Here is a 24,178-nt window from a genome sequence, read left to right on the forward strand (position 1 = left end):
GTCACCGGTTCCGCGGGAAGCCGAGGTCGATGGTCGAGGTCGCGGGGTCGGGCCAGCGTGAGGTGATGACCTTCGCCCGGGTGAAGAACTCGATGCCCTCGGCTCCGTACATGTGGTGCGAGCCGAAGAGCGACGACTTCCAGCCGCCGAAGGAGTAGTGCGCGACGGGCACGGGGATCGGCACGTTGACGCCGACCATGCCGACCTCGATCTCGCGCTCGAACTTGCGTGCCGCGCCGCCGTCGCGGCTGAACAGCGCGACGCCGTTGGCGAACTCGTTGCGGTTGACCAGGTCGATCGCCTCGTCGAAGGTGTCGACGCGCACGACCGAGAGGACCGGCCCGAAGATCTCGTCGCGGTAGACCGACATCTCCTCGGTGACGTGGTCGATGAGCGAGGGGCCGAGGAAGAAGCCCGACTCCGGGACGTCGGTACGACGGCCGTCGAGCACCACCGTCGCGCCCGCCTCGGCGCCGGCGTCGATGTAGCCGGCGACCCGGTCGCGGTGGGCACCGGTGATGAGCGGACCCATACCAGTATTGGGCTCGGTGCCGTCGCCGACGGTGATGTCGAGGGCGCGGGTCTCGATCTCCTTGACCAGCTGGTCGGCGACGTCCCCGACCGCGACCAGCACGGAGACGGCCATGCAGCGCTCGCCCGCCGAGCCGTAGGCGGCGGAGATGGCCGCGTCGGCGGCCATGCCGAGGTCGGCGTCGGGCAGCACGATCATGTGGTTCTTGGCGCCGCCGAGGGCCTGGACCCGCTTGCCGGCGCGGGTGCCCGCCTCGTAGACGGCCTGGGCGACGGGGGTCGAGCCGACGAAGCTGACCGCCGCGACGTCGCGGTGGGCGAGCAGCTCCTGCACGGTGCCGGCGTCGCCCTGGAGGACGGTGAACACCCCGTCGGGCAGGCCGGCCCGCTGCCAGAGCTCGGCGAGCAGCAGGGACGCGGACGGGTCGCGGTCGCTGGGCTTGAGGATGAACGCGTTGCCGGTCGCGATCGCGTTGGCGCACATCCACAGCGGCACCATGACGGGGAAGTTGAACGGGGTGACGCCGGCGACGACGCCGAGCGGCTCGCGGATGGAGCGGACGTCGACACCGGTGCCGACCTCGGAGGAGAAGGAGCCGCGCAGGTGCTCGGCGATGCCGACGGCATAGTCGACGTTGTCGAGGCCGCGAGCGACCTCGCCGGCGGCGTCGTCGAGGACCTTGCCGTGCTCGGCGGTGATGGCGGCGGCCAGGTCGTCGGCGTGGCCGCGGACCAGCTCGCGGAAGGCGAAGAGGACCTGGGTACGCCGGGCGAGCGAGCTGTTCTTCCAGTCGCGGGCCGCCGCGGCGGCCGAGGCGACGGCGCGCTCGACGAGCGCGGCGTCGGCGAGCTGCACGGCGCCGGTGACCTCACCGGTCGCGGGGTTGAACACGTCGCCCGTCCGCGCGCCGTCGACACTCAGCCGGGCGCCGTCGAGCCAGTGGGGGATGGAGGTCACGGTCATGCTGGTGACCGTAGGTCGGAGACTGCCCGGTCACCAGTGGCAGACTGTCTCAGATCAGTCGATCTGGTTGACACTGTGCCAAGGAGGTCGCGCGCGTGCTGCCCACTCTCGCCGAGGTGCTCGCCCTGCCCGAGCTCCAGCGCGGCGACCCGGCCGTCGTCGCCGCCCGCGACCGTCTCGGCCGCGCTGTGCGCTGGGTCCACGTCAGCGAGCTGAGCGACATCGCCGAGCTGCTCAGCGGCGACGAGCTCCTGCTCACCACGGGCATCGCCCTGCCGTCGTCCCGCCCAGCCCTGCGCCGGTACGTCGACGGGCTGGTCGACGTCCGCATCGCCGGTCTCGCCATCGAGCTCGGCCGGCGCTACACCGACGCACTGCCGCCCGCCCTCGTGGCCGCCGCCGAGGAGCGCGGCCTTCCGCTGATCGCCTTCCGCCGGGAGACGTCGTTCGTGGCAGTCACCCAGGCGGTCCACCAGATCGTCGTCAACGCGCACCTCGCCGAGCTGGAGGCGTCCGAGGAGGCGCACCGGGCCTTCACGCGGCTCACCCTGGGCCGGGCCCGGCCGCAGCAGGTGGTCGACCTGGTGGCCGAGATGGCCGACCGACCGGTGGTGTTCGAGAACCTCGTCCACCACGTCATCGCCTACAACACGGCCGGCCGGGACCACGACGCCGTGATCGGCGACTGGGAGCGGCGCTCCCGCAGTGCCCGGCTGCGTGGTCCAGGTGGTCCAGGTGGTCCGGGCGCGGCGGTCGACGTGGGTCCGGAGCCCGGCCGGTTCGGCCGCCTGGTTCTCCTCACCGACGGCACCGACAGCACCGACGGGGAGGTCACGCCGCGGCACCGGATGCTCCTCGAGCGCGGGGCGACCGCGCTGGCGATGGGCCGCCTCATCGACCGCGACGCCCAGAACCTCGAGCTCCAGGCGCACCGCACCCTGCTCACCGAGCTCGCCGCGGGCGTGGACGTCCCGCACCTGGCGTCCCGGCTCACCTCGCTCGGGCTGCGCTGGAAGGGTCGGCAGGTGACCGGGCTCGTGGTCCGGATGCACGGCCCCGACGGTGGCGCCGGCGAGCTCCGCGCGGTGGCCTCCGACCTGCTGGACGAGCTGCGCGTACGGCGTACCAGCGGGCTGGTCGGCCCGGTCGACGACGAGCGCGTGGTCGCTCTCGTCGCCCACCCGCCCGGGTCGTCCGACGCGGTCGCCGACCGTCTCGTCGAGCGGCTGGCCCGCACCGGAGCCCGCCTGGTCGTCGGCGTCGGCTCGGCCGTCGACGACGTCGCCGGCGCCGGGGCCAGCGTCCGCGAGGCGCTGGTCGTCGCCGACTCGGCCGCGCCCGCGGACCCGCCCCGCGCGGTCCGGCTCTACGACCTGCGCCTGCGCGGCCTGCTCCACCTGCTGCGCACCGACCCACGGCTCCAGCAGTACGTCGAGCGCGAGCTCGGATCCCTCCTGGCCCATGACGCCCGCACCGGTGAGCGGCTCGCCGAGACGCTCGCGGCGTACTGCCGCAGCGGTGGCAACAAGGTCCGCACCGCCGAGCTCTGCCACATCTCCCGCCCGGCGCTCTACGCGCGCCTCCAGCGGATCGGCCAGATCGTCGACATCGACCTGGCCGACCCGGAGAACGTGCTCGCCCTGCATGTCGCGCTGCTCGCCCGCGAGGTGATGGCGGAGCGGACGGGTCAGCCCAGCATCAGGTAGTCCGCCGGCAGCACCAGCGGGTTCTCCTCGTCGGTCCACGGGATCGGGGCGTCGTCGCACCGGCCGTCGACGTCGCACCGGCGCAGCGTGCTGGTGCCGTCGACCTGACCGTCGACCTGACCGTCGACCTGACCGACGACCCGACCGCCGAGGCTCCAGCTGCTCAGGCCGGTGAGCCCCGGCAGCTCCACCGGCGTCCCGCCCGCCGTCGGCTCGATGCTCGCCACGGACCTGGTGTCGTCGAAGCGCACGACGAAGACGTGGTCGCCGTCGGGGGAGAGCGCCGTGGTCTCGATCCGTCGGCCGAGGTCGCGGATGACGTCGCCGGTCGCGGCGTCGACGAGGGTCCAGCGGCCGCCGTCGTCGAACGAGGTCGCCACACCGTCGTGCACGGCGACCGGCGAGAACGGCAGCTCCCGGTCCTCGCCGGTGCGCCAGTCGACCCGGTGCGCCGTGCGCTGGTCGGTCCCGACGTAGGCGAAGTCGCCGTCCAGCTGGATCTCGCGGACGCCGGACGTGCCTCCCTCGGGGATCTTGCCGGGCAGGTCGACCTGCAGGGTGGCGAGCTCCTTGTCGCGCGCCACGTCCCACACGTGGATCCGGCCCTCCTTCTCGAGCGGGACCAGCCAGGCCACCCGGGCGTTGCGCGGGTCGCCGGAGACGGACCAGGCGTCGGCGGGGATCGACAGTGGCGTGACGGTCCCGTCCGGCCGGACCAGGCTGAACGCCTTGCCGCCGGCACCGCCGGCACCGTTGAACTGCTGGGTGACGACGCCCACCGACGTCTGGGCGAGATGGTGGGGCGCCGGGGACAGCTCGGCAGTGGCGTCGCCGACGATGACGTGCTCGCCCACGGAGAACGCCCCGAGCTCGGCGTACGCGTCGCCGGCCGGGTCCTGGGTGGCGACCTGGGAGTTGCGAGCCGGGCGGTCGTCGAGGCCCGCGACGACCGCGCCGCCGATGCCGACGGCCGCGATCGCCGCGGTCGCGGCGGCGACGGTGCCGACCCGACGGCGGGTACGACGGGCGCGGCCCGCCGCGGCGATCGCGGTGGCGTCCGGGTGGGGGATGGGCAGGTCGTCCACGGTGTGGTGGAGCAGGTCGGTGAGGCGCTCAGCCATGGTGGCCTCCGGTGGTCAGTGGCTTGCCGGGGATCGTCTCGGGGAGGTCGACGCCCTCCCCCAGGAGGCGGCGCAGGTTGTCCAGCGCGGCCGAGGTCTGGCTCTTGACGGTGCCGGACGTGATGCCGAGCAGGTCGGCGGTCTCCTCGACGGAGAGGTCGTCGTAGTAGCGCAGCACCACGACCGCCCGCTGCCGTGGCGGCAGCTGGGCGAGGATCGCCAGCAGGTCGATCCGGTCGCCGGTGGCGCCGCGCGGGTCGGTCTCGGCGACAGGCTCGGGCAGCTCCGCGGTCGGCCGCTCCCCGCGGAAGGAGCGCCGCCGGAACCAGCTGGTCGCGGTCGTCACGACCGCCCGCCGCGCGTATGCCCGCGCCGCGCCGACGTCCCGGATCCCCGACCAGTTGCCGTAGGTCTTCGCCAGCGCGGTCTGCACCAGGTCCTCGGCCAGCGCGTGATCGCGGACCAGCAGCACCGCGGTCCGGTACAGGCTCGGCCAGGCGGTGTGGACCAGGTCGGCGAACTGCTCGTCCGTCGGGCTCCGAGATGCGCGCGACGCCATCGGGCCATCCTCTCGTGGTGGGGGTTGCACAGAGAGGGACGCGCGAGGAGCGCATTCGGTTGGGCCCGATCCGGCGCCCGATCAGGAGAGCGTGACCGCGCGGTGCACCCAGGTGGAGGCCGGGCGCATCCCGACCTTCTCGTAGAGGCTCAGGGCTCCGGTGCGGGAGTCCGTCGACAGGCTCGAGGAGGTGGCGCCCCGCGCTCGGCCGGCGCCGAAGGACGCGACGAGGAGGGCCTGCGCCAGCCCGCGGCCACGGTGCTCCCGGGCGACGGCGAGCCGGGACACATAGGTCTCGGTGCGGCCCCCGTCCGTGCTGTTCCAGGCGTTGGACACGCCGACCACGCGCCCGCCGGGCCCGGTGACGACCTGGAGGTGCCACGGCTCGAAGCCGGGCCGGCCCCACACCTGGGCGCCGAAGTCGGCGAGCGTGGCGCGCCCGCGCTCCGACCATTCCAAGAAGGCGTCCTCGGTGACGGTCCAGACCTGTTCGTGGTCGTCCGGCCGTGCGGGGCGCAGCGTGTACGGCGCCGGCAGCGGGCGCTCGTCGATCCGCGCGCCGTCCGGCAGCCGGAGCATCCAGCTGGTCCAGCGCACGTGGTAGCCCAGCGCGATCAGCAGCCGGTCGCCCGCCGATCCTTCGGGCACGGGCATGCCGAGCACGGCCACGCCCCGTCGCCTGGCCAGCTCCTGGACCCAGTGCGCGAGCCAGGTCCCGATCCCGCGCCCGCGGTACGACGGCAGCACCGCGGCGTCGTACCGCTCCTCACCGAGGTGCTCGACATAGGCGACCACCCGGTCGCCGTCGAGCACCGCCACGGAGCTCGACTCGAGGTCGGCCGACGGACGCTGCCAGTCGGCGAGCAGGTCGGCCTCGTCGATCTCGGCGCGGCCCAGGTCGTGGCGCTCCTGCTCGGCGACCAGCTCCGCCACGGCCGCGGCGTCGGCGAGGGTCAGCGGCCGGGTGTCGAGGTCGGGGGGTAGTGCCACGGCGAACATCCGGGTGAGTCTGCATGACTCACCCGGATGTCGCGCGGGATTTTGCGTCGGGTCAGGCGTTCTTGATCGCCGAGATGTCGAACTCGAGCTTGATCTTCTCGGAGACGAGGACGCCGCCGGTCTCGAGCGCGGCGTTCCAGGTCAGGCCCCAGTCCTTGCGGTTGACGGTGACCGAGCCCTCGAAGCCGACCCGGATGTTGCCGAACGGGTCCTTGGCCGAGCCGTTCTCCTCGAAATCGATGGTGACCGACTTGGTGACGCCCTTGATCGTCAGGTCGCCGGTGATGGCCCAGTCGTCGCCGTCGCGGGACACGTCCGTGGAGACGAACGTCCACTCCGGGAAGTTCTCGACGTCGAAGAAGTCGGCGGAGGTCAGGTGGCCGTCGCGGTCGGGGGCACCGGTGCTGACGCTGCCCGGGTTGATGGTGAGCGTGACCGACGAGCCGGCCGGGTTGGCCGCGTCGATGTGCGCCGTCGCGTTCCAGTCGGTGAACTGGCCGCGGACCTTGGTCACCACGGCGTGGCGGGCGACGAAGCCGAGGCGGCTGTGGGCGGTGTCGAGGGTGTAGTCGCCGGTGATGTCGGTGAGGGCTGAGGACTCGCTCATGGTGGGGCTCCTGGATCGTGGGGTTTGTTGAATCTTCAAAGACCGGAACCAATGGTGACACGTCAACCATTCCCGGGCAAGTGCGTGACCCGGGTCACCGTGCCGGGCCCGGCCTCGTGGGGCGGTACCCGCAAATGCGGCAAGCCGCCCCGGTCGGGGCGGCTTGTCGAAGAGAGTCGCGTGCGTCAGGCAGCGTGTGAGTGCGCGGCGGCGGGCTGGCCGACCTCGACCCAGACGGCCTCCATGCGCGTGCGTCCGTCGGCGCCGGTCACCGGCAGCCAGCGCATCTCCAGATGCGTGTCGGTCATGTGCGTGTTGGTCATGGGTCACCTCCTGTTCACCTTGTGTTCACCAAGGTAGCACATCCCCCACCTGGGTGCCTGAAAGCGGGCGATCCGTGCCGTCGGCGCTCCACTTCGGGGAGCAGGTGTCGGTCCCGTCGGGCCTCGCCCCTCCACCTTCTCGTTCAACAGGGGAGATCGAGGGGAATCAGGCACATCTGCCCGATTCCGGGCAGGAATTTGAACAATCGGCTCCAGGGGTGCACGCTCACCGGGTGCACGTCGATCAGCGACTCCTCCAGCACGTCCAGGACAGCACCGGTCTGGGCACCGCGGAGGCGATCCGGCTGGTCCAGGACGTCCTCGCCTTCCACGACGAGACGGTGGAGGCCTGGGTCCGGCGGCGGCACGCGGAGCTCAAGACGCACGGCGCGAGGAACGACGAGATCTTCGCCCGGCTCCGCGAGGAGCTGCGGACCACCGTGGTCGCGGCGCCGGACCTGTCGGAGCGCCAGCTCCGGCGGGTCATCTACGGCTGAGGGAGGACCAGGACATGTGCGGGATAGTCGGCTACATCGGGACCCAGCAGGCGGCACCCCTGCTGCTGGAGGGGCTGGCCCGGCTCGAGCACCGCGGCTACGACTCCGCGGGGGTCGCCGTCCTCGGCAGCGGTGGGCTCAAGGTGGCCAAGCGGGCCGGCCGGGTGCGTGACCTCGCCGACGGCCTGCCCAAGCGGTTCGGCGGCAAGATCGGCATCGGGCACACCCGCTGGGCCACGCACGGCCCGGCCAACGACGCCAACGCCCACCCGCACACCGACGAGGCGGCCCGGGTCGCGGTCGTCCACAACGGCATCATCGACAACGCGGCCGCGCTGCGCGCCGAGCTCGCCGACGACGGGATCGTCCTGGCGTCCGACACGGACACCGAGGTGCTCGCCCACCTGATCGCGCGGTCGGGGGCGGCCACCCTCGAGCAGCGGATCGCCGAGGCTCTCGGCCGGGTGGAGGGCACCTACGGCATCGCCGTCGCCCATGCCGACTTCCCCGACCGCCTCGTCGTCGCGCGCAACGGCAGCCCGCTGATCATCGGCGTCGGCGACCGCGAGATGCACGTGGCCTCCGACCTCGCCGCCCTCGTGCGCTACACGACCACGGTCGCCCACCTCGACGACGGCGAGATGGCGACGATCACCGCCGGCGGCTTCACGACGTACTCCCTGGGCCGGCTCGAGGCCACCGGCCGCACCGAGCTGATGGCCACCGACCGCCGCGCCAAGGAGGTCGACATCGACCCGGCGGCGTACGACGCCGGTGACCACGACTCCTTCATGCACAAGGAGCTCCTCGAGCAGCCCGCCCGCGCGGAGGCGGTGCTCCGGGGTCGACTCGACGACAGGTTCGGCACCGGGCACCTCGGCGGCCTCAACCTCGACGCCCGCGAGCTGCGCGGGATCCGCCGGGTCAAGATCCTCGGCTGCGGATCGGCGTACTACGTCGGGCAGATGGGGGCCTCACTCCTCGAGGAGCTGGCCCGGATCCCGGCCGACGCGGAGCCGGCGAGCGAGTTCCGCTACCGCAACCCGATCGTCGAGCACGACACGCTGTACGTCGCCGTGAGCCAGTCCGGCGAGACCATCGACACGCTGCTGGCCGTCCAGGAGGTCCAGCGCAAGGGCGGTCGCGTGATCGGCCTGGTCAACGTGGTCGGCTCGGCGATCGCACGCCAGGTCGACGGCGGCATCTACCTGCACGCCGGGCCCGAGGTCGCCGTCGCCTCGACCAAGGCGCTGACCAACATGTTCCTGGCGTTCGCGATGCTCGCCGTCCAGCTCGGCCGGGTCCGCGACCTCTCCATCGCCGACGGCCGCCGGCTCATCGCCGGCCTCACCCGGATCCCCGAGCAGGTCGACCAGGTGCTGGCGACCGAGGCCGAGCTCGCTGTCGTCGCGAAGCGCCTCGCGGAGGCCGAGAACCTGTTCTTCGTCGGCCGGGTGCGCGGCTTCCCCGTCGCCCGCGAGGGCGCGCAGAAGTTCAAGGAGATCAGCTACCGGCACGCCGAGGCCTACCAGACCAGTGAGCTCAAGCACGGCCCGCTCGCCCTCATCTCTCCGGAGGTGCCGACCGTCGCGATCGTCCCCGACGACGAGCTGGTCGAGCGCAACGTCGCCGCGCTCCACGAGATCGCGGCCCGCGGCGGCCCGCTCGTGGTGGTCACCCACGCCGGCGTCGACCTCGGCGACCTCGAGCGCCCGGGTGGCGGGGTGGTCGGCCGGATCGACGTGCCGAGGAACGAGCGCGAGCTCGACCCGATCCTGCTCACCATCCCGCTGCAGGTGCTGGCCTACCACGCCGCCCTGGAGCTGGGCCACGACATCGACAAGCCCCGCAACCTCGCCAAGTCCGTCACCGTGGAGTGACTACCTAGTGCCGCGTCTCGGAAGTTCTTGAACGCTTCGCGCACCCAGTGCACGCACCTCGCGGCGTTGCCGACGCTGGCGAGACGACCCGGTATGGCTGCGCGCCGGCGCCTTGCGATGCACGCGCCCTGAGCACGCCAACCGACCAACAACTTCCGAGACGCGACACTAGTCTGGGTGCATCCGACCTGGAGGATGCGCGATGGGTGACGAGCTGCGCGGCCTGGTGGGCCGGTTGCGGAGGCGGCGCGCCGGAGCGGGCGCCGATGCCGTCCTCGGCCTCGTCGCGCGTCACCTCGCCGGCCGTCGGGAGGCGCTCGTCGTCGTGCTCGGACCCGGTCGTGACGACCTCGTAGCCAGGGCCCGGGCGATCGGGCCGCACTGGCAGGTCCTGCGGCCCGACGAGGACGCGGGCGAGCGGCTGGTGGCGCTGGCGCTGGCAGGTCCGGCCGAGGTGGTGATCGACCTACCCGTCGCCGACCAGGGACTGCGCCGGTTCAACGCCCACTTCTTCCAGGTCGCCGCCGGCGGGATCTACGTCGTCCCGGGTGCGGCCGGTGAGCTCGGCCCGACCCCCGGGCCGCTCGGTGCGTTCCTCGCCGAGTGCTGGGCGAGCGATCCGAAGCCGCTGCGCGCCGGCAAGCGCTCGCCCACCGACAGCCGCCGGATCGCTGTCCGGATGCATGTCACCGGCCGGGCCGAGGCCGGTGCCCTGGTCCTGACCCACGACCTCCCCGACGTGCTCGTGAAGCTCGACGAGCCCCAGGGCAATGCGTACCTCGACCGCCTGGGCGGGCCGCATCGGGTGCTGTCCGTCCTCGCCGCGGAGACGCCTCCCGACGCCCGGGTGATCACCGAAGGACCGGAGCAGCGCGAGCCGGCGATGGACCGGCCGGTCGCGGAGGCCGCGATCGCCCTGCGCGACTACCGCGGCGTCGTCGTGGACGTGGAGCAGACCGTGATGACCGACCGGGTCGTGCTGCCCGACACCTTCCGACACAACCAGTGGCATCGGTTGACCACCCGCCGGATCGCGGACGTCGCACCCCGCTTCGGCGTACCGATGACGCCGGTGCCACCGGACCTCCCCCTGCTCGAGGGCACCTATCTCCACCTCGACAGCGAGTTCCGCGGGCACTTCGGCCACCTGATGACCGAGGTGCTCTCCCGGATGTGGAGCTGGCCGGCCGCGCTGGAGGTCGACCCCGACGTACGGGTGCTGGTCGGCGCGGCCCGCAAACGGCCGGAGCTCGCCGCCTGGGAGTACGACTTCTACGCGGCCTGCGGCATCGCCCGCGACCGGATCGTCCGGATCGACGGTCAGGTCCGGGTCGAGCGGCTGCTGTCGGGGACGCCGATGTTCAGCAACCCCAACTACGTGCACCCCCGGATCGTGGAGACCTGGGACCGGGTCGGCGACACCCTCGCGGCCGGCGCCGACGACCGGTCTCGGGCCGAGCGGATCTTCATCGCCCGCCGGATCACGAAGCGGTCCTGCACGAACGCCGAGCAGGTCGAGGGCCTGTTCCGCAGCCACGGGTTCCACGTCGTGTATCCCGAGGACCACCCGCTCGGCGAGCAGGTCGCGATGTTCCGTGCGGCCCGGGTGGTCGCCGGGTACGCCGGCAGTGGCATGTTCACCGCAGCGTTCGTCCCCCACCCGCAGCGTCTCGTCCTGATCGGCTCCGCGGCGTACACGCCCCGCAACGAGGTGCTGATCGCGGCGGTGCGCCGCCACCGGGTCGACTCCGTCGTCTGCCGTGCGGACGACGCGGACGACGTCCACTCCTCGTTCCGCGTCGACCTGGACCGCGAGGGCCCCTACCTGCGCTCGGTCCTGGCCTCGCTGTGACGGGCCCGCGCGTCCGCCGCGCCGGCCCCGCCACAGCGTCGGTCAGGGAATCTGGACCGTGACGCGGACGGGCGCGTGGTCCGACAACAGGTCGGTCCACAGTCCGTTCGCGTAGGGCTCGTCGGTACGCCACGACGTCACCCGCGCGCCCGGCGGGACGAAGACGCGGTCGATGTGGCCGCCCCAGCGGGGGAAGATGCGGGGCGTCGACGACCAGGCGTTGAAGGAGTTGAGGTACGGCAGCGCGGCGTACTCCTCGGCGACGTCGTAGGCGTCGTCGTAGCCGAGCGCGTTGAGGTGCTCGCGAGGCCCGTCCCGGCCGCTGTTCCGGTCGGAGTTGAAGTCGCCGGCGAAGATGATCGGCGGGACGGCTCCCGGGAGGTGACGCGCGGCGACATCGGCCTGGACCGCCGCCACGAAGGCCACCGCCTGGTCGTGGCGCACCTGGTCCGAGGCCTGCGCCGGCGGCGCGAGGTGGAGGCTCGCGATGACGACGGGCCGGTTGCCCGCGCCGGGCGCCTTGTCGGTCAGCTCGACCCAGCAGCCGCCGTGGCTGTATCCCGAGAAGCGCATCCCCCGCGCGGTGTTGGCGACGATGTCGAACTTCGCCGACTTCACGATGAGCGACTGGTTGCGGGCGTTGGGCTGGTCGGGCAGGCCGACGCCGACATTGCAGGCCCGCTCATATCCCGCGGTGTCGTCGAGATCGTCGACCGCCGGGGTCGACTCCTGCAGCGCCACCGCGTCGGGACCGATGGCCGCGATCCGGGCCTGGGCCCGCGCGGCCCGGTCGTTCCACGGGTGGCCGGCGCAGGCGGGTCCGTCGGCGCTGCACACGTTCCACGTCATCATGTTGACCTGGATCCCGCCGCCCGTGAACCGGCTGGCCGGCTCGGTGTACTTGCAGCCGGCCACGCCCCAGGCGCCGGTGCCCAGCGGGCCGCTCGGCCGGACCTGGAAGCAGTAGGTCTGGCTGGGGGCGAAGCCGCCGATGAGCGCGCCCGCCGTACCGGTGCCCGTCGCGTTGACGGTGACGACCTTCTTCTTCTTGTGCTTCTGGATGTCCTTCTCGCCCGGCACGTAGGCGAGCTCGTACGACGTCGCGCCCGGCACCTCGTTCCACCGGAAGGTCAGTGCCAGCGTGCCGCCCTGGGGCTGCTGTCGGTCGACCCACACCGGCTGGACCGGGCCGAGTCGCGGCGACGTACGACACCGGGACTTCGACCACTTGCCCTTGCGCTTGCCGTTGTAGGCCCGCACCTTCACGCAGTAGTCCGCGCCCTGGGCCAGGCCGGTGATGACGTGCGAGGTCTTGCCGGTCCGGGCCTTGTGCGCCTTGCCGCCCGGCACCTTCCACTTCACCTTGTACGACGTCGCGCGGGCCGCGCGCTTCCACTTCACCTTGAACGAGGCGCTCGCGCCGTCGACGCGGGGCTTCTTGAGCTTGACGCCCTTCACCTTCGCCGGCTTCGGCGCGGCGCTGGCCGGTTCGGCGAAGCCGGCGACCAGGCCGGACGTGCACAGGAGGACGGCGATCGCCGCGAGCAGCAGGTGCCGCACGCGGCGGTGAGTGGTGTCGGGCCTCATGAAGTTCTTTCTCGTCGCGGAACATGACCGGGTGCCGAAGGTGAAAGCGGATGCAGTGATTCCGGCATTACATTCCGCTATTACATGCTGTCATTACCAGACGGCGCCCCGTCGAACCCTCCTCGACAACCGGGTGACCCAGCGCACCGCGACGTGGATCACGCTCCGCAGGCTTGACGGCACTACGCTTGACGGGTGAGTGACACCGAGGAGCAGCCCGCCACGTTCGCCGACCTCGGTCTCGGTGACCGCATTCTCAAGGCGCTCAAGGACATCGGCTACGAGTCGCCGTCCGCGATCCAGGCCGAGACCATCCCACACCTGCTTGCGAGCCGCGACGTGATGGGCCTGGCGCAGACCGGCACCGGCAAGACCGCCGCCTTCGCGCTGCCGATCCTCGACCAGCTCGACCTGGCCCAGAAGACGCCGCAGGCGCTGGTCCTCGCCCCCACCCGCGAGCTCGCGCTCCAGGTCTGCGAGGCGTTCGAGAAGTACGCCGCCAACCTGCGCGGCGTGCATGTGCTGCCCGTCTACGGCGGCCAGGGGTACGGCGTGCAGCTGTCCGCGCTGCGCCGCGGCGTCCACGTCGTCGTCGGCACGCCGGGCCGGATCATGGACCACCTGGAGAAGGGCACGCTGGACCTCACCGAGCTGCGCTTCCTGGTCCTCGACGAGGCCGACGAGATGCTCAACATGGGGTTCGCCGAGGACGTCGAGACGATCCTCGCCGACACCCCGGCCGACAAGCAGGTCGCGCTGTTCTCGGCGACCATGCCCAAGCAGATCAAGTCGCTGTCGGCGAAGTACCTGAAGAACCCGGTCGAGATCGCCATCGAGCGCAAGACCCGGACCGCGGAGAACATCCGCCAGCGCTACCTCATGGTCAGCTACCCGCAGAAGGTCGACGCGCTGACCCGGATCCTCGAGGTCGAGAACTTCGAGGGCTCGATCGTCTTCGTGCGGACCAAGAACGAGACCGAGACGCTCGCCGAGAAGCTGCGTGCCCGCGGCTACAGCGCCGCCGCGATCAACGGCGACATCGTGCAGGCCCAGCGGGAGCGGACCGTCAACCAGCTCAAGGACGGCAAGCTCGACATCCTGGTCGCCACCGACGTGGCGGCCCGCGGCATCGACGTGTCGCGGATCAGTCACGTCTTCAACTACGACATCCCGACCGACACCGAGGCCTACGTGCACCGGATCGGCCGCACCGGCCGCGCCGGCCGCAGCGGCGACGCGATCTCCTTCATCACCCCCCGCGAGCGGTACCTCCTCAAGCACATCGAGAAGGCCACCCGCTCCACGCTGGAGCAGATGCAGCTCCCGAGCGTCGACGCGATCAACGAGTCGCGGCTGAGCCGCTTCGACGACCAGATCACCGCGGCCCTCGAGTCGCCGCAGATCTCGTTCTTCCGCGACGTCGTCAGCCACTACATCCGCGAGCACGACGTGCCCGAGGTCGACGTCGCCGCCGCGCTGGCGATCGCGATGCAGGGCGACACCCCGCTGCTGCTGGAGCCCGAGCCCGAGCCGCGCCCCCGCAAGGACCGGTACGACGAGCGGCCGGACCGCGGCGACCGCAAGCGCGACTCGTGGGACCGTGACGGTGGCCGGGCCGACCGGGGCGGACGCGACCGCGGCCCGCGCTCGGGCGAGAAGTTCCAGGCCTACAAGATCCAGGTCGGCAAGCGGCACCGGGTCGAGCCGCGCCAGATCGTCGGCGCGCTGGCCAACGAGGGCGGTCTCGACCGCCGTGACTTCGGCAAGATCACGATCCGGCCGGACTACTCGATCGTGGAGCTGCCCGCGCAGCTGACCGACGACCAGTGGGAGCGGCTCAAGAGCACCCGGATCAGCGGCAAGCTGATCGAGCTCGCCAAGGACTTCGGTCCGCCGAACCGCCGTTCCTGATGGCGTACCGTCGGCGGGCGTGAGGGGTTCGACAGGTGTCGTCGCGTGCGCCGCGGTCGCGCTGCTGGTGAGCGCCTGCGGGGGCACGCCGACCCCGGTGGCGGAGCCCGCCGCAGTGCCCCCGGCCGCATCGACCGCACCGGCGTCGCCGACCGCACCGGCCGAGCCGACCTCCGAGCTCCCGCGCTCCGGAGCCCGGGCCGACGTACCGAGCGCCGAGATCATGGCCCAGCTGGCCCGCCGTGCCGAGCGGATCGCGAAGCGGACGCCGCTGGCGCCGCTGCCCGCCGAGATCGATCCCGGCTCGAACCGGGCTCTCGGCTACCGGGAGATGGTCGAGTTCGGCTTCCCCGCCGACCAGTGGCCCTACCTCGACGCGCTCTGGCAGCGCGAGTCGGGCTGGAACCACCTCGCCGAGAACCGCAGCTCCGGCGCCTACGGCATCCCGCAGTCGCTGCCGGCGACGAAGATGGCGGTCGTCGGCAGCGACTGGCGGACCAACCCCGAGACCCAGATCCGGTGGGGGCTGGCCTACATCGCCGCGAGGTACGGCAACGCCCAGAAGGCGTGGGAGCACTCCGAGCGCACGGGTTGGTATTGAGCTCGTCGGCACCCCGCGTGGTTGGTCTCGACGGCGCAACTGCCGAATTCGTCGCCGCTGGTGCGGTTCTACGACAAATTCGGTAGTTGCGCCGCAAGCAGACCGGCCACGTCAGGCGATCCGGGCGAGGGCGGCGTCCTGGACGCAGGCGGCTGCGGCCATGCCTCCGGCCGCCGCGGCGGCGAGCACTGACGCCATCGGCATCGGCAGGCCGGGGCCCTGGGCCAGGTCGCCGGCGGCGTAGACGCCGGGCAGGCTGGTGCGGCCGAACGCGTCGACCACGACCGCGCCGACCTCCGACATCTCCAGGCCCAGCTGCTCGGCGAACGGGGTGGCCTGCTCCCAGTCCGTCTTCACGAGCAGCCCGCCGAGCGCGAGCTCCGCGCCGTCGGCCAGGGTGACGACCAGGCCGTCTCCCTCCTTGCGGACGCCGGTGACGACCTCCGTCCGCACGGTCGCGCCGGTCCGGGCGAGGGCCGCCGCGGTCGCCTCGTCGAGGGCCGCGCCGTGGGCGAGCACGACCCGGTCCGGCGCGATCGGCAGCAGCATCGAGGCCATCGCGGCGACGTGGGGTGCGGCGCCGAGGATGCCGACCCGGGTGCCGGCGTACTCGTGGCCGTGGCAGAAGGGGCAGTGCGCGACCAGGTCGCCGAAGTTCTCGGCGATGCCGGGTACGTCGGGCAGGGTGTCGCGCACGCCCGTGGCGAGCAGGACCCGGTGGGCGTGGACGGTGGGCTCGCCGTCCACGTCGAGCACGAACGCGCCGAGCTCCCCGGATACCCGGGTGACGCCGGCCCCGGCGGCGTCGAGGAACCGGACGTCGGCGTACGCCTCGGCGTCCTTGCGCGCGGCCAGGCGCAGCTCTGCCGGCGCGGCGCCGTCGTGACCGAGGAAGTTGTGCATGTGGTCGGTCGGGTCGTTGCGGTAGCGGTCGGTGCTGATGACGATCGTCGACTGGTGCATCCGGCCGAGGGTCTGGGCGGCCTGGAGGCCCGCAGATCCGGCGCCGATCACGGCGACGTCGTAGGTGTGCGTCTCGTTCGCGGAGTTGATCATGGGCCCAGCCTGTGACTTCATGTTCACATGAAGTCAAGTCGCAACGACATCCGCTGGTCGGTCGGTGAGCTCGCCGCGCGGTTCGAGCTCGAGACCCACGTGCTGCGCCACTGGGAGGACAAGGGCCTGCTCCGTCCGGAGCGGGACTCCGCCGGGCGTCGGGTCTATGGCGAGGACGACGCCTACCGCGTGGCCGCGATCCTCGCCAGCAAGGCGTCCGGCATGAGCCTGGACCAGATCCGCACCCTCGTCGACGGATCGGTCGCCGGGCGGCGTGACGCGCTGCGCGCCCACCTCGACGAGCTCGACCGGCGACAGGCCGAGCTGGAGCGGTCCCGTCACATGACGAAGCACGCGTTGGAGTGCCGGGCGCACGACATCACGACCTGCTCGGGGTTCCAGGCCCACGTTGCCGACATCGTGGACGGTACGACGCGCGGCATCCGCTTCCTTGCCGGCCACGGGTGACCGGGTTGGCTGGTGGAGCACGACACACTGGGGTCATGCGGCGGACCTCGGCAGCTCTCCTCTCCCTGCTCGTTCTCGGCGGCGCCCTGAGCGCCTGCTCCGGCAACAGCGCCACCGACGAGGCCGATGCCGCCGCCCGGAAGCTGGAGAAGGCACTGGTCGCCGCGGCGGCACCGGGCGAGGAGGGCGATCCGAACCCGTTCGCCGGCCTCGCGTTCAGCAGCGGCACGCCCGACGACGTGCGCGAGGCGTATCGCGCCATCGTCGGCGGGATGGACGGCCTCACGCCGACCGTCGACATCGGCGAGGCGGCCGAGAGCAAGGACCGCTACACCGCCCGGGTCACCTGGTCGTGGCCCGTCGTCGACGGGGCGGACCCGTGGTCCTACGAGACCGTGGCCGAGTTCCACCCCGCGAGCACCGTCGACGAGGGCCCGACCCAGGTCGTCTTCGCTCCCGACCTCGTCGCGCCGGACCTGGCGGAGGGTGAGACCCTCGACGCCGTCACCCAGCAGACCGACCGCGGCGACATCACCGGCGCCGGGGGAGCGGTGCTGGTGACCGAGCGGGCGGTGGTCCGGGTCGGCATCGATCGCTCGCGGGTCGACCCGACAGTGGCGCCGGCCTCCGCGCGCGCCCTGGCGGAGCTGGTCGGGATCGACGTGAAGCCCTACGTGAAGGCGGTCGAGGCAGCGGGACCCCGCGCCTTCGTCGAGGCGATCACCTACCGCGCGGGGGAGGAGCCGGCAGGGTTCGCCGATGCCCTCGCCACCATCGCCGGCGGCCACACGGTGGACGGCGAGATCGCACTCGCCCCGAGCCGGGACTTCGCCGCGCCGATCCTCGGCCGGGTCGGCCCGGTCACCGCCGAGATGGTGGAGGAGGATCCCGAGAAGTACCGCTCCGGCGACGTCGCCGGCCTCTCCGGCCTCCAGGCGCGCTATGACGACCAGCTCCGGGGCAGCGCCGGGCGGGTCGTCTACGCCGTCCCCGAGGCCGAGGGGGCCGAGCGTCGTGAGCTGTACCGCCACGAGGCCGTCCCCGGGCAGCCGCTGGCGATCTCGCTCGACGAGCGGTTGCAGGCGCTGGCCGAGACCGTGCTGGCCACGACCGGCCCGGCCGGCGCCCTGGTCGCCCTGCGCCCGAGCGACGGCGCGATCCTCGCGGCCGCCAACGACGAGGCCACGGGCGGACAGAACTACGCGACCTTCGGGCAGTTCGCCCCCGGATCGACGTTCAAGATCGTCACCTCCCTGGCCCTGCTCCGGGCCGGCCTGACGCCCGACAGCCAGGTCGAGTGCACCCCGACGCTGACGGTCGACGGCAAGCAGTTCAAGAACTACTCCGACTACCCGTCGGGCTCGCTCGGCGCCATCGCCCTGCGCGAGGCGATCGCCCAGTCCTGCAACACGGCCCTCATCGGCCAGCGTGACGTGCTCGGCGGGGGCGACCTGGCGGCTGCCGCCGCCACCCTGGGCCTCGGCATCGACCACGACCTCGGCTTCCCGGCCTACTTCGGCGAGGTCCCCGACCCCGGCAGCGACACCGAGGCCGCGGCGGCGCTGATCGGCCAGGGCAAGGTGCTCGCCTCACCCATGGCGATGGCCACCGTGATCGCCAGCGTGCAGGCCGGGCGGACCGTCGTCCCCCGCCTCGTCGACCAGGTCGACGTCACCGTCCCCGCCGAGGCGACGCCGCTGACGCCCGGCGAGGCCGACCAGCTGCGCGCGATGCTCCGCCAGGTCGTGACGGAGGGCAGCGGCCGCGGGCTGGCCGACGTCCCCGGCCCGGAGGTGATCGCCAAGACCGGCACCGCCGAGTACGCCGAGGACGGCACCGTCCGCACCCACGCCTGGATGGTGGCCGCCCAGGGCGACCTCGCCGTCGCCGTCTTCGTGCGGACCGGCGCCTCCGGCTCCCAGACCGCCGGCCCGGTCATCGAGGACTTCCTCCGCGGTGCCCAGTAGCCGCCAGTCGGCAGTGTGGTGCACGGTCGCGAGCGGGAGGAGGCGTGCCTCCGGTAGTGCCGGGGCGGGCAACGTCGGGTGGGTCGCACCCGACCGCCCCGCCAGGCCGGCAGCGTGTCGCACGGCCGCGAAGCGGCACGGGGCGAAGCCCGCGGGGCGAGCGCAGCGAGTCCCGGGCGGCGAGCCCCGTCTGCGACACGCTCGGCCCAACCAAAACGGAGAGAGCCCCTCATTGCATGGGGTCAACGAGGGGCTCAGTCGTATCGGTGCTCCCTCCGAAGTACGACTGAGGCCCACTCTAGCGCGCTGCCGGTGGGGGACAAGACCTGATACCCAGATTTCCTCCGCAGGCCCTCCGGACTCCGGGACGTCGGTCCCGTCCGCACGGTCTCCCGGGGTGGGGCCCGGAGTGTCAGAGTGGACCCATGACCTTCCGTGACCGTCTCGCCCACCTGCTCCCGGAGTCGCGCCGCCAGCTGTACGTCGGGGGCGAGTGGCGTCCCGGCGCGGGCGGGGCGCGCATCGAGGTGCTCGACCCGGCCGACGGGTCGGTGCTGACCGATGTCGCGGACGGCACGCTCGACGACGCCCGGGCCGCGTTGGACGCGGCGGCGGGAGCCCAGCAGGGGTGGGCGGCCACGGCGCCCCGGGAACGGGGGGAGATCCTGCGTCGCGCCTTCGGCCTGGTGACCGAGCATGCCGACGACCTCGCGCTGGTCATGAGCCTGGAGATGGGCAAGCCGATCGCCGAGGCGAAGGGCGAGGTGACCTATGGGGCCGAGTTCCTGCGCTGGTTCTCCGAGGAGGCGGTGCGGATCCACGGCCGCTGGATGCAGAACCCGGCCGGGGGCAGCCGGCTGCTGACGGTGCGCAAGCCGGTCGGCCCGTGCCTCTTCATCACGCCCTGGAACTTCCCGCTCGCGATGGGGACCCGCAAGATCGGGCCGGCGGTCGCCGCCGGCTGCACGATGGTGGTCAAGCCGGCGTCGCAGACCCCGCTGACCATGCTGCTGCTGGCGGCCCTGCTCGCGGAGGCGGGCCTGCCTGCCGGCGTACTCAACGTCGTGACGACCTCCGACTCCGGCGGTCTCAGCAGGACGCTGCAGTCCGATGCCCGGCTGCGGAAGGTGAGCTTCACCGGCTCGACCGCCGTCGGCAGGTCGCTGGTCGCGCAGTCCGCCGGCCAGCTGCAGCGGGTGTCCATGGAGCTCGGCGGCAACGCCCCGTTCCTGGTCTTCGCGGACGCCGACCTCGACGCCGCCGTCGACGGCGCGATGATCGCCAAGATGCGCAACATGGGCGAGGCCTGCACCTCGGCCAACCGGTTCCTGGTCGAGGCGTCGGTCGCCGACGAGTTCGGCGCCCGGCTCGCCGAGCGGATGGGCGGGCTCAAGGTCGGCCGCGGACAGGACGTCGGCGTCCAGGTCGGCCCGCTGATCGACGCGAAGGCGGTCACCTCCGTCGCGGCGCTCGTCGACGACGCGATCGACCGCGGCGCCCGCCTGCTCACCGGCGGTCGCACCCCCGAGGGCGAGGGGTTCTTCTACCCGCCGACCGTGCTCGCCGGCGTACCCGCCGACGCCGAGGCGGTCCGCAACGAGATCTTCGGCCCGGTCGCCCCGATCACCACCTTCACCGAGGAGGACGAGGCGATCCGGCTCGCGAACGCCACCGAGTACGGCCTCGCGGCCTACGCCTACACCCGCGACCTCGCCCGCACCATCCGCCTCGCCGAGCGGCTGGAGACCGGCATGCTCGGCATCAACACCGGCCTGGTGTCCAACCCGGCCGCGCCCTTCGGCGGGGTGAAGGCGAGCGGGTTCGGCCGCGAGGGCGGGTTCGAGGGCATCGAGGAGTACCTCGACACGACGTACGTCGCCCTGCCGGCCCCCTGAGCGGGGCTTGACCCGAAGCCCGCTCGAGGTTGTCTGCTGGGGAGCCTCCAGCGGCTCGGCGCCGGCCGCCGATGAAATCGATGGCCGATGTCGGTCCTCACGTGCAGACTTCGAAGGACCGCCATGACTGACCAGCTCTCGCCGCTCGTGCCGCCGTCAGGCGAGCCCGACCCCGGGCTCCGCACCCCTCGGCGGCTCCCGCGCGCCCTCACGCCGTTCCGGCACGCCTCCTACCGCCGGCTGGGCGCGGCCCTGGTGCTGACCAGCTTCGGCGGCGGCGTGTGGATCGTGGCGCTGGTCTGGGAGGTGATCCGGATCGGCGGCGGCGCGAGTGCGCTCTCCGCCGTCACGACCGCGGGTGCCGTGGGCGTCCTGCTGCCCGCGCTGCTCGGCGGCGTGGTCGCCGACCGGGTCCCGCAGAAGCTGATCCTCATCGTGACCACGACCGTCGAGCTGCTCGGGATGACGCTGGTCGCGGTGCTGTCCTTCGCCGACGTCACCCAGATCTGGCACCTCGCCACCGTGGCTTTCGTCGCCGGCATGGCGATGGCGTTCTACTACCCGGCCTACTCCGCGTGGCTGCCGGCGCTGGTGCCGGAGGAGGACCTGCTCGCGGTCAACGGGTTCGAGGGCATGGTGCGCCCGACCATCGGCCAGGCGCTCGGTCCCGCCGTCGCCGGTGTCGTGGTCGGCGCCGCCTCGTCGTCAGCGGCGATCTCGGTGGCCGCCGTGTCCTACCTCGGCGGCCTGCTGGTCCTGCTGCTGGTGCCCCTGACCGCCGTACGCCGGGACCTGCCGGCTGTCGTCGAGGGCACGGGCGGGGGCGCGGCCCGCGCGGTGGCGACGGCGCTGGCCGACATGCGCGAGGGGTTCGCCTACATGGTGCGCACGCCGTGGCTGCTCGCCACGCTCCTCTTCGCGTCGGTCATGATGCTCGTGATCATGGGCCCGCTCGAGGTCCTGGTGCCGTTCCTCATCAAGGACGAGCTGGGCGGCGGCCCGGGCGACCATGCCGTCGTGATGGCGTGCTTCGGGATCGGGGGTGCGGTCGGCTCGCTGGCGACCGGCTCGCTGCCGCTGCCGCGGCGCTATCTGAGCTTGATGACCCTGATGTGGGGCGTCGGCTGCCTGCCGTTCCTGGTGGTCGGCTTCGCGACGGCGGTCTGGCAGGTCGCGGCGGCCGCCTTCGTCATCGGCGCGCTGTTCTCCGCGCCGATGGTCATCTGGGGAACGCTCCTGCAGCGCCGGGTCCCTCCGGAGCTCCTGGGCCGGGTGGCGTCGCTCGACTTCTTCGTCTCGATCAGCCTGATGCCGGTCTCGATGGCGCTCGCCGGTCCGGTCGCCGAGCTGATCGGCCTCAAGATGACCTTCGCGATCGCGGCCGTGGTGCCCGTGGTCGCCGCGGTCGTCGCCGTCGTGTGGGCGCGACTGCCCGCCGATGAGCTCGCGCACCCGCTCCGCGACGACTGATCGATCAGCGCAGCCGCATCTCCAGCCCGGCGACCACGCAGTCCACGGTGAAGTCGAACATCTCGGTGAAGGTGCGCTCGCCGTCGCTCGCCCAGCCGTTCAGGAAGCCGTGCATGAGCGCCCAGGCCGGAGCCGTGTCCGGGCCGGGAGCGAACCCGCGGATCCGGTCGGCGACGTCGCCGCGCTCCTGGCCGGTCTCGACCCGGTCGTCGACGAGGGCCACGAGCAGGAGGGCGCTGTTGAGCAGCAGCGAGTAGGCCCGCGGGGCGTCGTCACCGAAGCCGCCGTCGATCAGCCGGGTCAGCCCGCGCTCCATGATCGGCATCGCCGACGGGACCGCCGGCCCGTCGCGGCACAGCCGGCGGGCGACGCCGCGGTACCGGAGCAGCACGTCCCGGCCGTCGCGGAGGAACGAGCGGAACCAGTCCTGCCACGGCAGGTCCGCGGGCGGGTTGGTCATCTCGCCGACGACCCGCTCGACCACGGCCTGGCAGACCTGCTCGCGGGTCCCGACGTGGTAGGAGACCGTGTTCGGCCAGGTGTCGAGGGTGGCCGCGAGGTCGCGCAGGCTCCAGCCGTCGATGCCCCGCTCGCGGGTGAGGTCGAGCGCGGCGCTCACCACCCGGTCGGGCGTGAGCTGGGCGCGGGAGGCGGGCGTTCGGGCGGCCACGGGGTCCACCGTGCCACACGGGGGTTGGCAGGGAACTAACTTAGGGTTACCTTATTGGACACTGTCCAAGAAGGAGTCCGCATGAGTACCCCGACGGCCACCGCGCCGACGACCACCACCACCCGTCCCGGCCTCGTCCTCACGGTGGTCTGCCTGTGCCAGCTGATGGTGGTCCTCGACATCACCGTCGTGAACGTCGCACTGCCGTCCATCCGCGACGACCTCGGCTTCCGGCCCGCCGACCTGCCGTGGGTGGTCAACGCCTACACGCTCACCTTCGGCGGCCTGCTGCTGCTCGGCGGGCGGGTCGCCGACCTGTTCGGCCAGCGCACCGCCGCGATCGCCGGGCTGAGCGTCTTCGGACTGACCTCGCTCGCCGGCGGCCTGGCCGGCGAGCCGGGCCAGCTCATCGCCGCGCGCGGCCTCCAGGGCGTGGCCGGGGCCCTGCTCCTGCCGGTCAGCCTCACCGTCATCACCACGTCCTTCGCGGAGGGCCCGGACCGCCGTCGCGCCCTCGGCGTCTGGGCCGCGGTGATGGGTGTCGGCGGCGCCGCGGGCGTGCTCCTCGGCGGCGCCCTCACCGAGTGGCTCGACTGGCGCTGGGTGTTCTTCGTCAACGTGCCCATCGCCGTGGTCGCCGTACCGTTGGCGATGGCGAGCATCCGCAACCTGCACCGCGGTCGCCCGCGTCTCGACATCGTCGGCGCAGTCCTGGTCACCGGGGCGACCACCGCGCTCGTGTACGCCGTCGTGCGCACCGATCGGCACGCCTGGGACTCGGCCCACACGCTCGGTCTCCTCGGCCTCGCGCTCGTGCTCGGCGTGCTGTTCCTCGTGGTCGAGGCCCGCTTCGCCCGCGAGCCGCTGGTCCGGCTCGGGCTGCTGCGGCAGCGGTCCCTGGCGGTCGCGAGCGTGCTGGTCTTCTTCATCGCGCTCGGCCAGTTCGGGGCGTTCTACCTCGCGTCGATGTACCTGCAGAACGTGCTCCACTACTCGCCGCTGCAGGCGGGCCTCGCCTTCGTGCCGTTCAGTCTCGGCACGGTCGTCGGGACCATGGTCGGCATGCGGCTGGTCGCGGCCCGCGGTCCCTGGCTCCCGGTCCTGCTGGGGCTCGGCCTCACCGCCGTCGGCATCGGCTGGTTCGGCGCGATCAGGCCCGACGGCGCCTTCGTCACCGACATGCTCGGCCCGTCCCTGCTCGCCAGCGTCGGGCTCGGCACCTGCCTGGTCGCCAACACGTCCATGGGCACCACCGGCGTCGACCCGGCCGAGGCGGGCCTCGCGAGCGGCATGCTCAACGCCGCGCGCCAGATCGGTGGCAGCATCGGCCTCGCCGTCCTCGTCACGGTCGCCGGGTCGGTGACCCGGAACCACGACGGTGCGCCGCTGGTCGCCCTGAACGCCGGCTATGCGCGGGGCTTCCTGGTGTCCGGCTGCCTGATCGCGGTCGCGACGGTGATCTGCCTGGTCGCGGCACCGCGGGACGCGCGGTCCGCGGTTCGACGGACCTGACG

The 24,178-nt window shown here is 72.6% G+C and carries 20 protein-coding genes; 11 read left to right on the forward strand and 9 right to left on the reverse strand.

The annotated features are described in order from the left end of the window. Position 1: 1 nt before the first annotated feature. A complete protein-coding gene (locus KVF89_RS01250; RefSeq protein ID WP_257422682.1) occupies positions 2-1,495 on the reverse strand; it encodes a CoA-acylating methylmalonate-semialdehyde dehydrogenase in 1,494 nt (497 codons plus the stop codon). A gap of 95 nt (positions 1,496-1,590) precedes the next feature. Between KVF89_RS01250 and KVF89_RS01255 the strand changes: the two genes are divergently transcribed. Beyond that, the gene (locus KVF89_RS01255) at positions 1,591-3,201 is read left to right on the forward strand and encodes a PucR family transcriptional regulator (RefSeq protein WP_257422683.1); all 1,611 of its coding nucleotides are present in this window, start codon (positions 1,591-1,593) and stop codon (positions 3,199-3,201) included. On the opposite strand, the gene KVF89_RS01260 is transcribed toward KVF89_RS01255, so the two are convergent. The 5 genes from KVF89_RS01260 to KVF89_RS01280 form a co-directional block, all read right to left on the reverse strand. Next, the gene (locus KVF89_RS01260; RefSeq protein ID WP_257422684.1) at positions 3,183-4,322 is read right to left on the reverse strand and encodes a WD40 repeat domain-containing protein; all 1,140 of its coding nucleotides are present in this window, start codon (positions 4,320-4,322) and stop codon (positions 3,183-3,185) included. The genes KVF89_RS01255 and KVF89_RS01260 overlap by 19 nt on opposite strands. Beyond that, a complete protein-coding gene (locus KVF89_RS01265; protein WP_257422685.1) occupies positions 4,315-4,881 on the reverse strand; it encodes a SigE family RNA polymerase sigma factor in 567 nt (188 codons plus the stop codon). Before KVF89_RS01265 ends, KVF89_RS01260 begins: the two co-directional genes overlap by 8 nt. Positions 4,882-4,962: 81 nt before the next feature. Beyond that, positions 4,963-5,880 (reverse strand): GNAT family N-acetyltransferase, encoded by a 918-nt coding sequence (locus KVF89_RS01270; RefSeq protein ID WP_257422686.1) that lies wholly within the window; start codon positions 5,878-5,880, stop codon positions 4,963-4,965. A 52-nt stretch (positions 5,881-5,932) separates the two neighbouring features. After that, a complete protein-coding gene (locus KVF89_RS01275) occupies positions 5,933-6,487 on the reverse strand; it encodes a YceI family protein (RefSeq protein ID WP_257422687.1) in 555 nt (184 codons plus the stop codon). Between the two features lie 185 nt (positions 6,488-6,672). Next, positions 6,673-6,810: a hypothetical protein gene (locus tag KVF89_RS01280; protein WP_257422688.1), complete on the reverse strand. Its 138-nt coding sequence runs from the start codon at positions 6,808-6,810 to the stop codon at positions 6,673-6,675. Positions 6,811-7,043: 233 nt separating this feature from the next. Here KVF89_RS01280 and KVF89_RS01285 point away from each other — a divergent pair, with 233 nt between their 5' ends. From KVF89_RS01285 to KVF89_RS01295, 3 genes are all read left to right on the forward strand, one after another. Beyond that, positions 7,044-7,307, forward strand: coding sequence for a hypothetical protein (locus KVF89_RS01285; protein ID WP_257422689.1), 264 nt, complete (start codon positions 7,044-7,046; stop codon positions 7,305-7,307). Between the two features lie 14 nt (positions 7,308-7,321). Beyond that, complete coding sequence (gene glmS, locus KVF89_RS01290) at positions 7,322-9,187, forward strand: glutamine--fructose-6-phosphate transaminase (isomerizing) (protein ID WP_257422690.1); 1,866 nt, start codon at positions 7,322-7,324, stop codon at positions 9,185-9,187. Positions 9,188-9,389: 202 nt separating this feature from the next. Continuing rightward, the gene (locus tag KVF89_RS01295; protein ID WP_257422691.1) at positions 9,390-11,039 is read left to right on the forward strand and encodes a glycosyltransferase family 61 protein; all 1,650 of its coding nucleotides are present in this window, start codon (positions 9,390-9,392) and stop codon (positions 11,037-11,039) included. 42 nt (positions 11,040-11,081) lie between these two features. Here KVF89_RS01295 and KVF89_RS01300 read toward each other — a convergent pair whose 3' ends face one another. Next, positions 11,082-12,626: an endonuclease/exonuclease/phosphatase family protein gene (locus tag KVF89_RS01300; protein ID WP_257422692.1), complete on the reverse strand. Its 1,545-nt coding sequence runs from the start codon at positions 12,624-12,626 to the stop codon at positions 11,082-11,084. A gap of 195 nt (positions 12,627-12,821) precedes the next feature. Between KVF89_RS01300 and KVF89_RS30300 the strand changes: the two genes are divergently transcribed. Together KVF89_RS30300 and KVF89_RS01310 are read left to right on the forward strand one after the other, a co-directional pair. Then, entirely contained in the window at positions 12,822-14,537 is a 1,716-nt protein-coding gene (locus tag KVF89_RS30300) for a DEAD/DEAH box helicase (protein ID WP_257422693.1), read from the forward strand. A gap of 19 nt (positions 14,538-14,556) precedes the next feature. Further along, positions 14,557-15,138, forward strand: coding sequence for an aggregation-promoting factor C-terminal-like domain-containing protein (locus KVF89_RS01310; RefSeq protein WP_257422694.1), 582 nt, complete (start codon positions 14,557-14,559; stop codon positions 15,136-15,138). A gap of 111 nt (positions 15,139-15,249) precedes the next feature. On the opposite strand, the gene KVF89_RS01315 is transcribed toward KVF89_RS01310, so the two are convergent. After that, positions 15,250-16,194, reverse strand: coding sequence for an NAD(P)/FAD-dependent oxidoreductase (locus KVF89_RS01315; RefSeq protein ID WP_257422695.1), 945 nt, complete (start codon positions 16,192-16,194; stop codon positions 15,250-15,252). A 27-nt stretch (positions 16,195-16,221) separates the two neighbouring features. Between KVF89_RS01315 and KVF89_RS01320 the strand changes: the two genes are divergently transcribed. From KVF89_RS01320 to KVF89_RS01335, 4 genes are all read left to right on the forward strand, one after another. Next, entirely contained in the window at positions 16,222-16,662 is a 441-nt protein-coding gene (locus KVF89_RS01320) for a MerR family transcriptional regulator (RefSeq protein ID WP_257422696.1), read from the forward strand. Positions 16,663-16,697: 35 nt separating this feature from the next. Further along, a complete protein-coding gene (locus KVF89_RS01325; protein ID WP_257422697.1) occupies positions 16,698-18,629 on the forward strand; it encodes a penicillin-binding transpeptidase domain-containing protein in 1,932 nt (643 codons plus the stop codon). Between the two features lie 425 nt (positions 18,630-19,054). After that, entirely contained in the window at positions 19,055-20,524 is a 1,470-nt protein-coding gene (locus tag KVF89_RS01330; RefSeq protein WP_257422698.1) for an NAD-dependent succinate-semialdehyde dehydrogenase, read from the forward strand. Positions 20,525-20,647: 123 nt separating this feature from the next. Further along, positions 20,648-21,994, forward strand: a complete 1,347-nt coding sequence (locus tag KVF89_RS01335) for an MFS transporter (RefSeq protein WP_257422699.1) — start codon at positions 20,648-20,650, stop codon at positions 21,992-21,994. Positions 21,995-21,998: 4 nt separating this feature from the next. On the opposite strand, the gene KVF89_RS01340 is transcribed toward KVF89_RS01335, so the two are convergent. Then, on the reverse strand, positions 21,999-22,664 hold the full coding sequence (locus KVF89_RS01340; protein WP_257422700.1) for a TetR/AcrR family transcriptional regulator: 666 nt from the start codon (positions 22,662-22,664) through the stop codon (positions 21,999-22,001). 81 nt (positions 22,665-22,745) lie between these two features. On the opposite strand from KVF89_RS01340, the gene KVF89_RS01345 reads away from it, so the two are divergent. Continuing rightward, on the forward strand, positions 22,746-24,176 hold the full coding sequence (locus tag KVF89_RS01345; protein WP_257422701.1) for an MFS transporter: 1,431 nt from the start codon (positions 22,746-22,748) through the stop codon (positions 24,174-24,176). Positions 24,177-24,178 lie beyond the last annotated feature (2 nt).

The organism is Nocardioides carbamazepini (assembly GCF_024614185.1).
Classification (GTDB): domain Bacteria; phylum Actinomycetota; class Actinomycetes; order Propionibacteriales; family Nocardioidaceae; genus Nocardioides; species Nocardioides carbamazepini.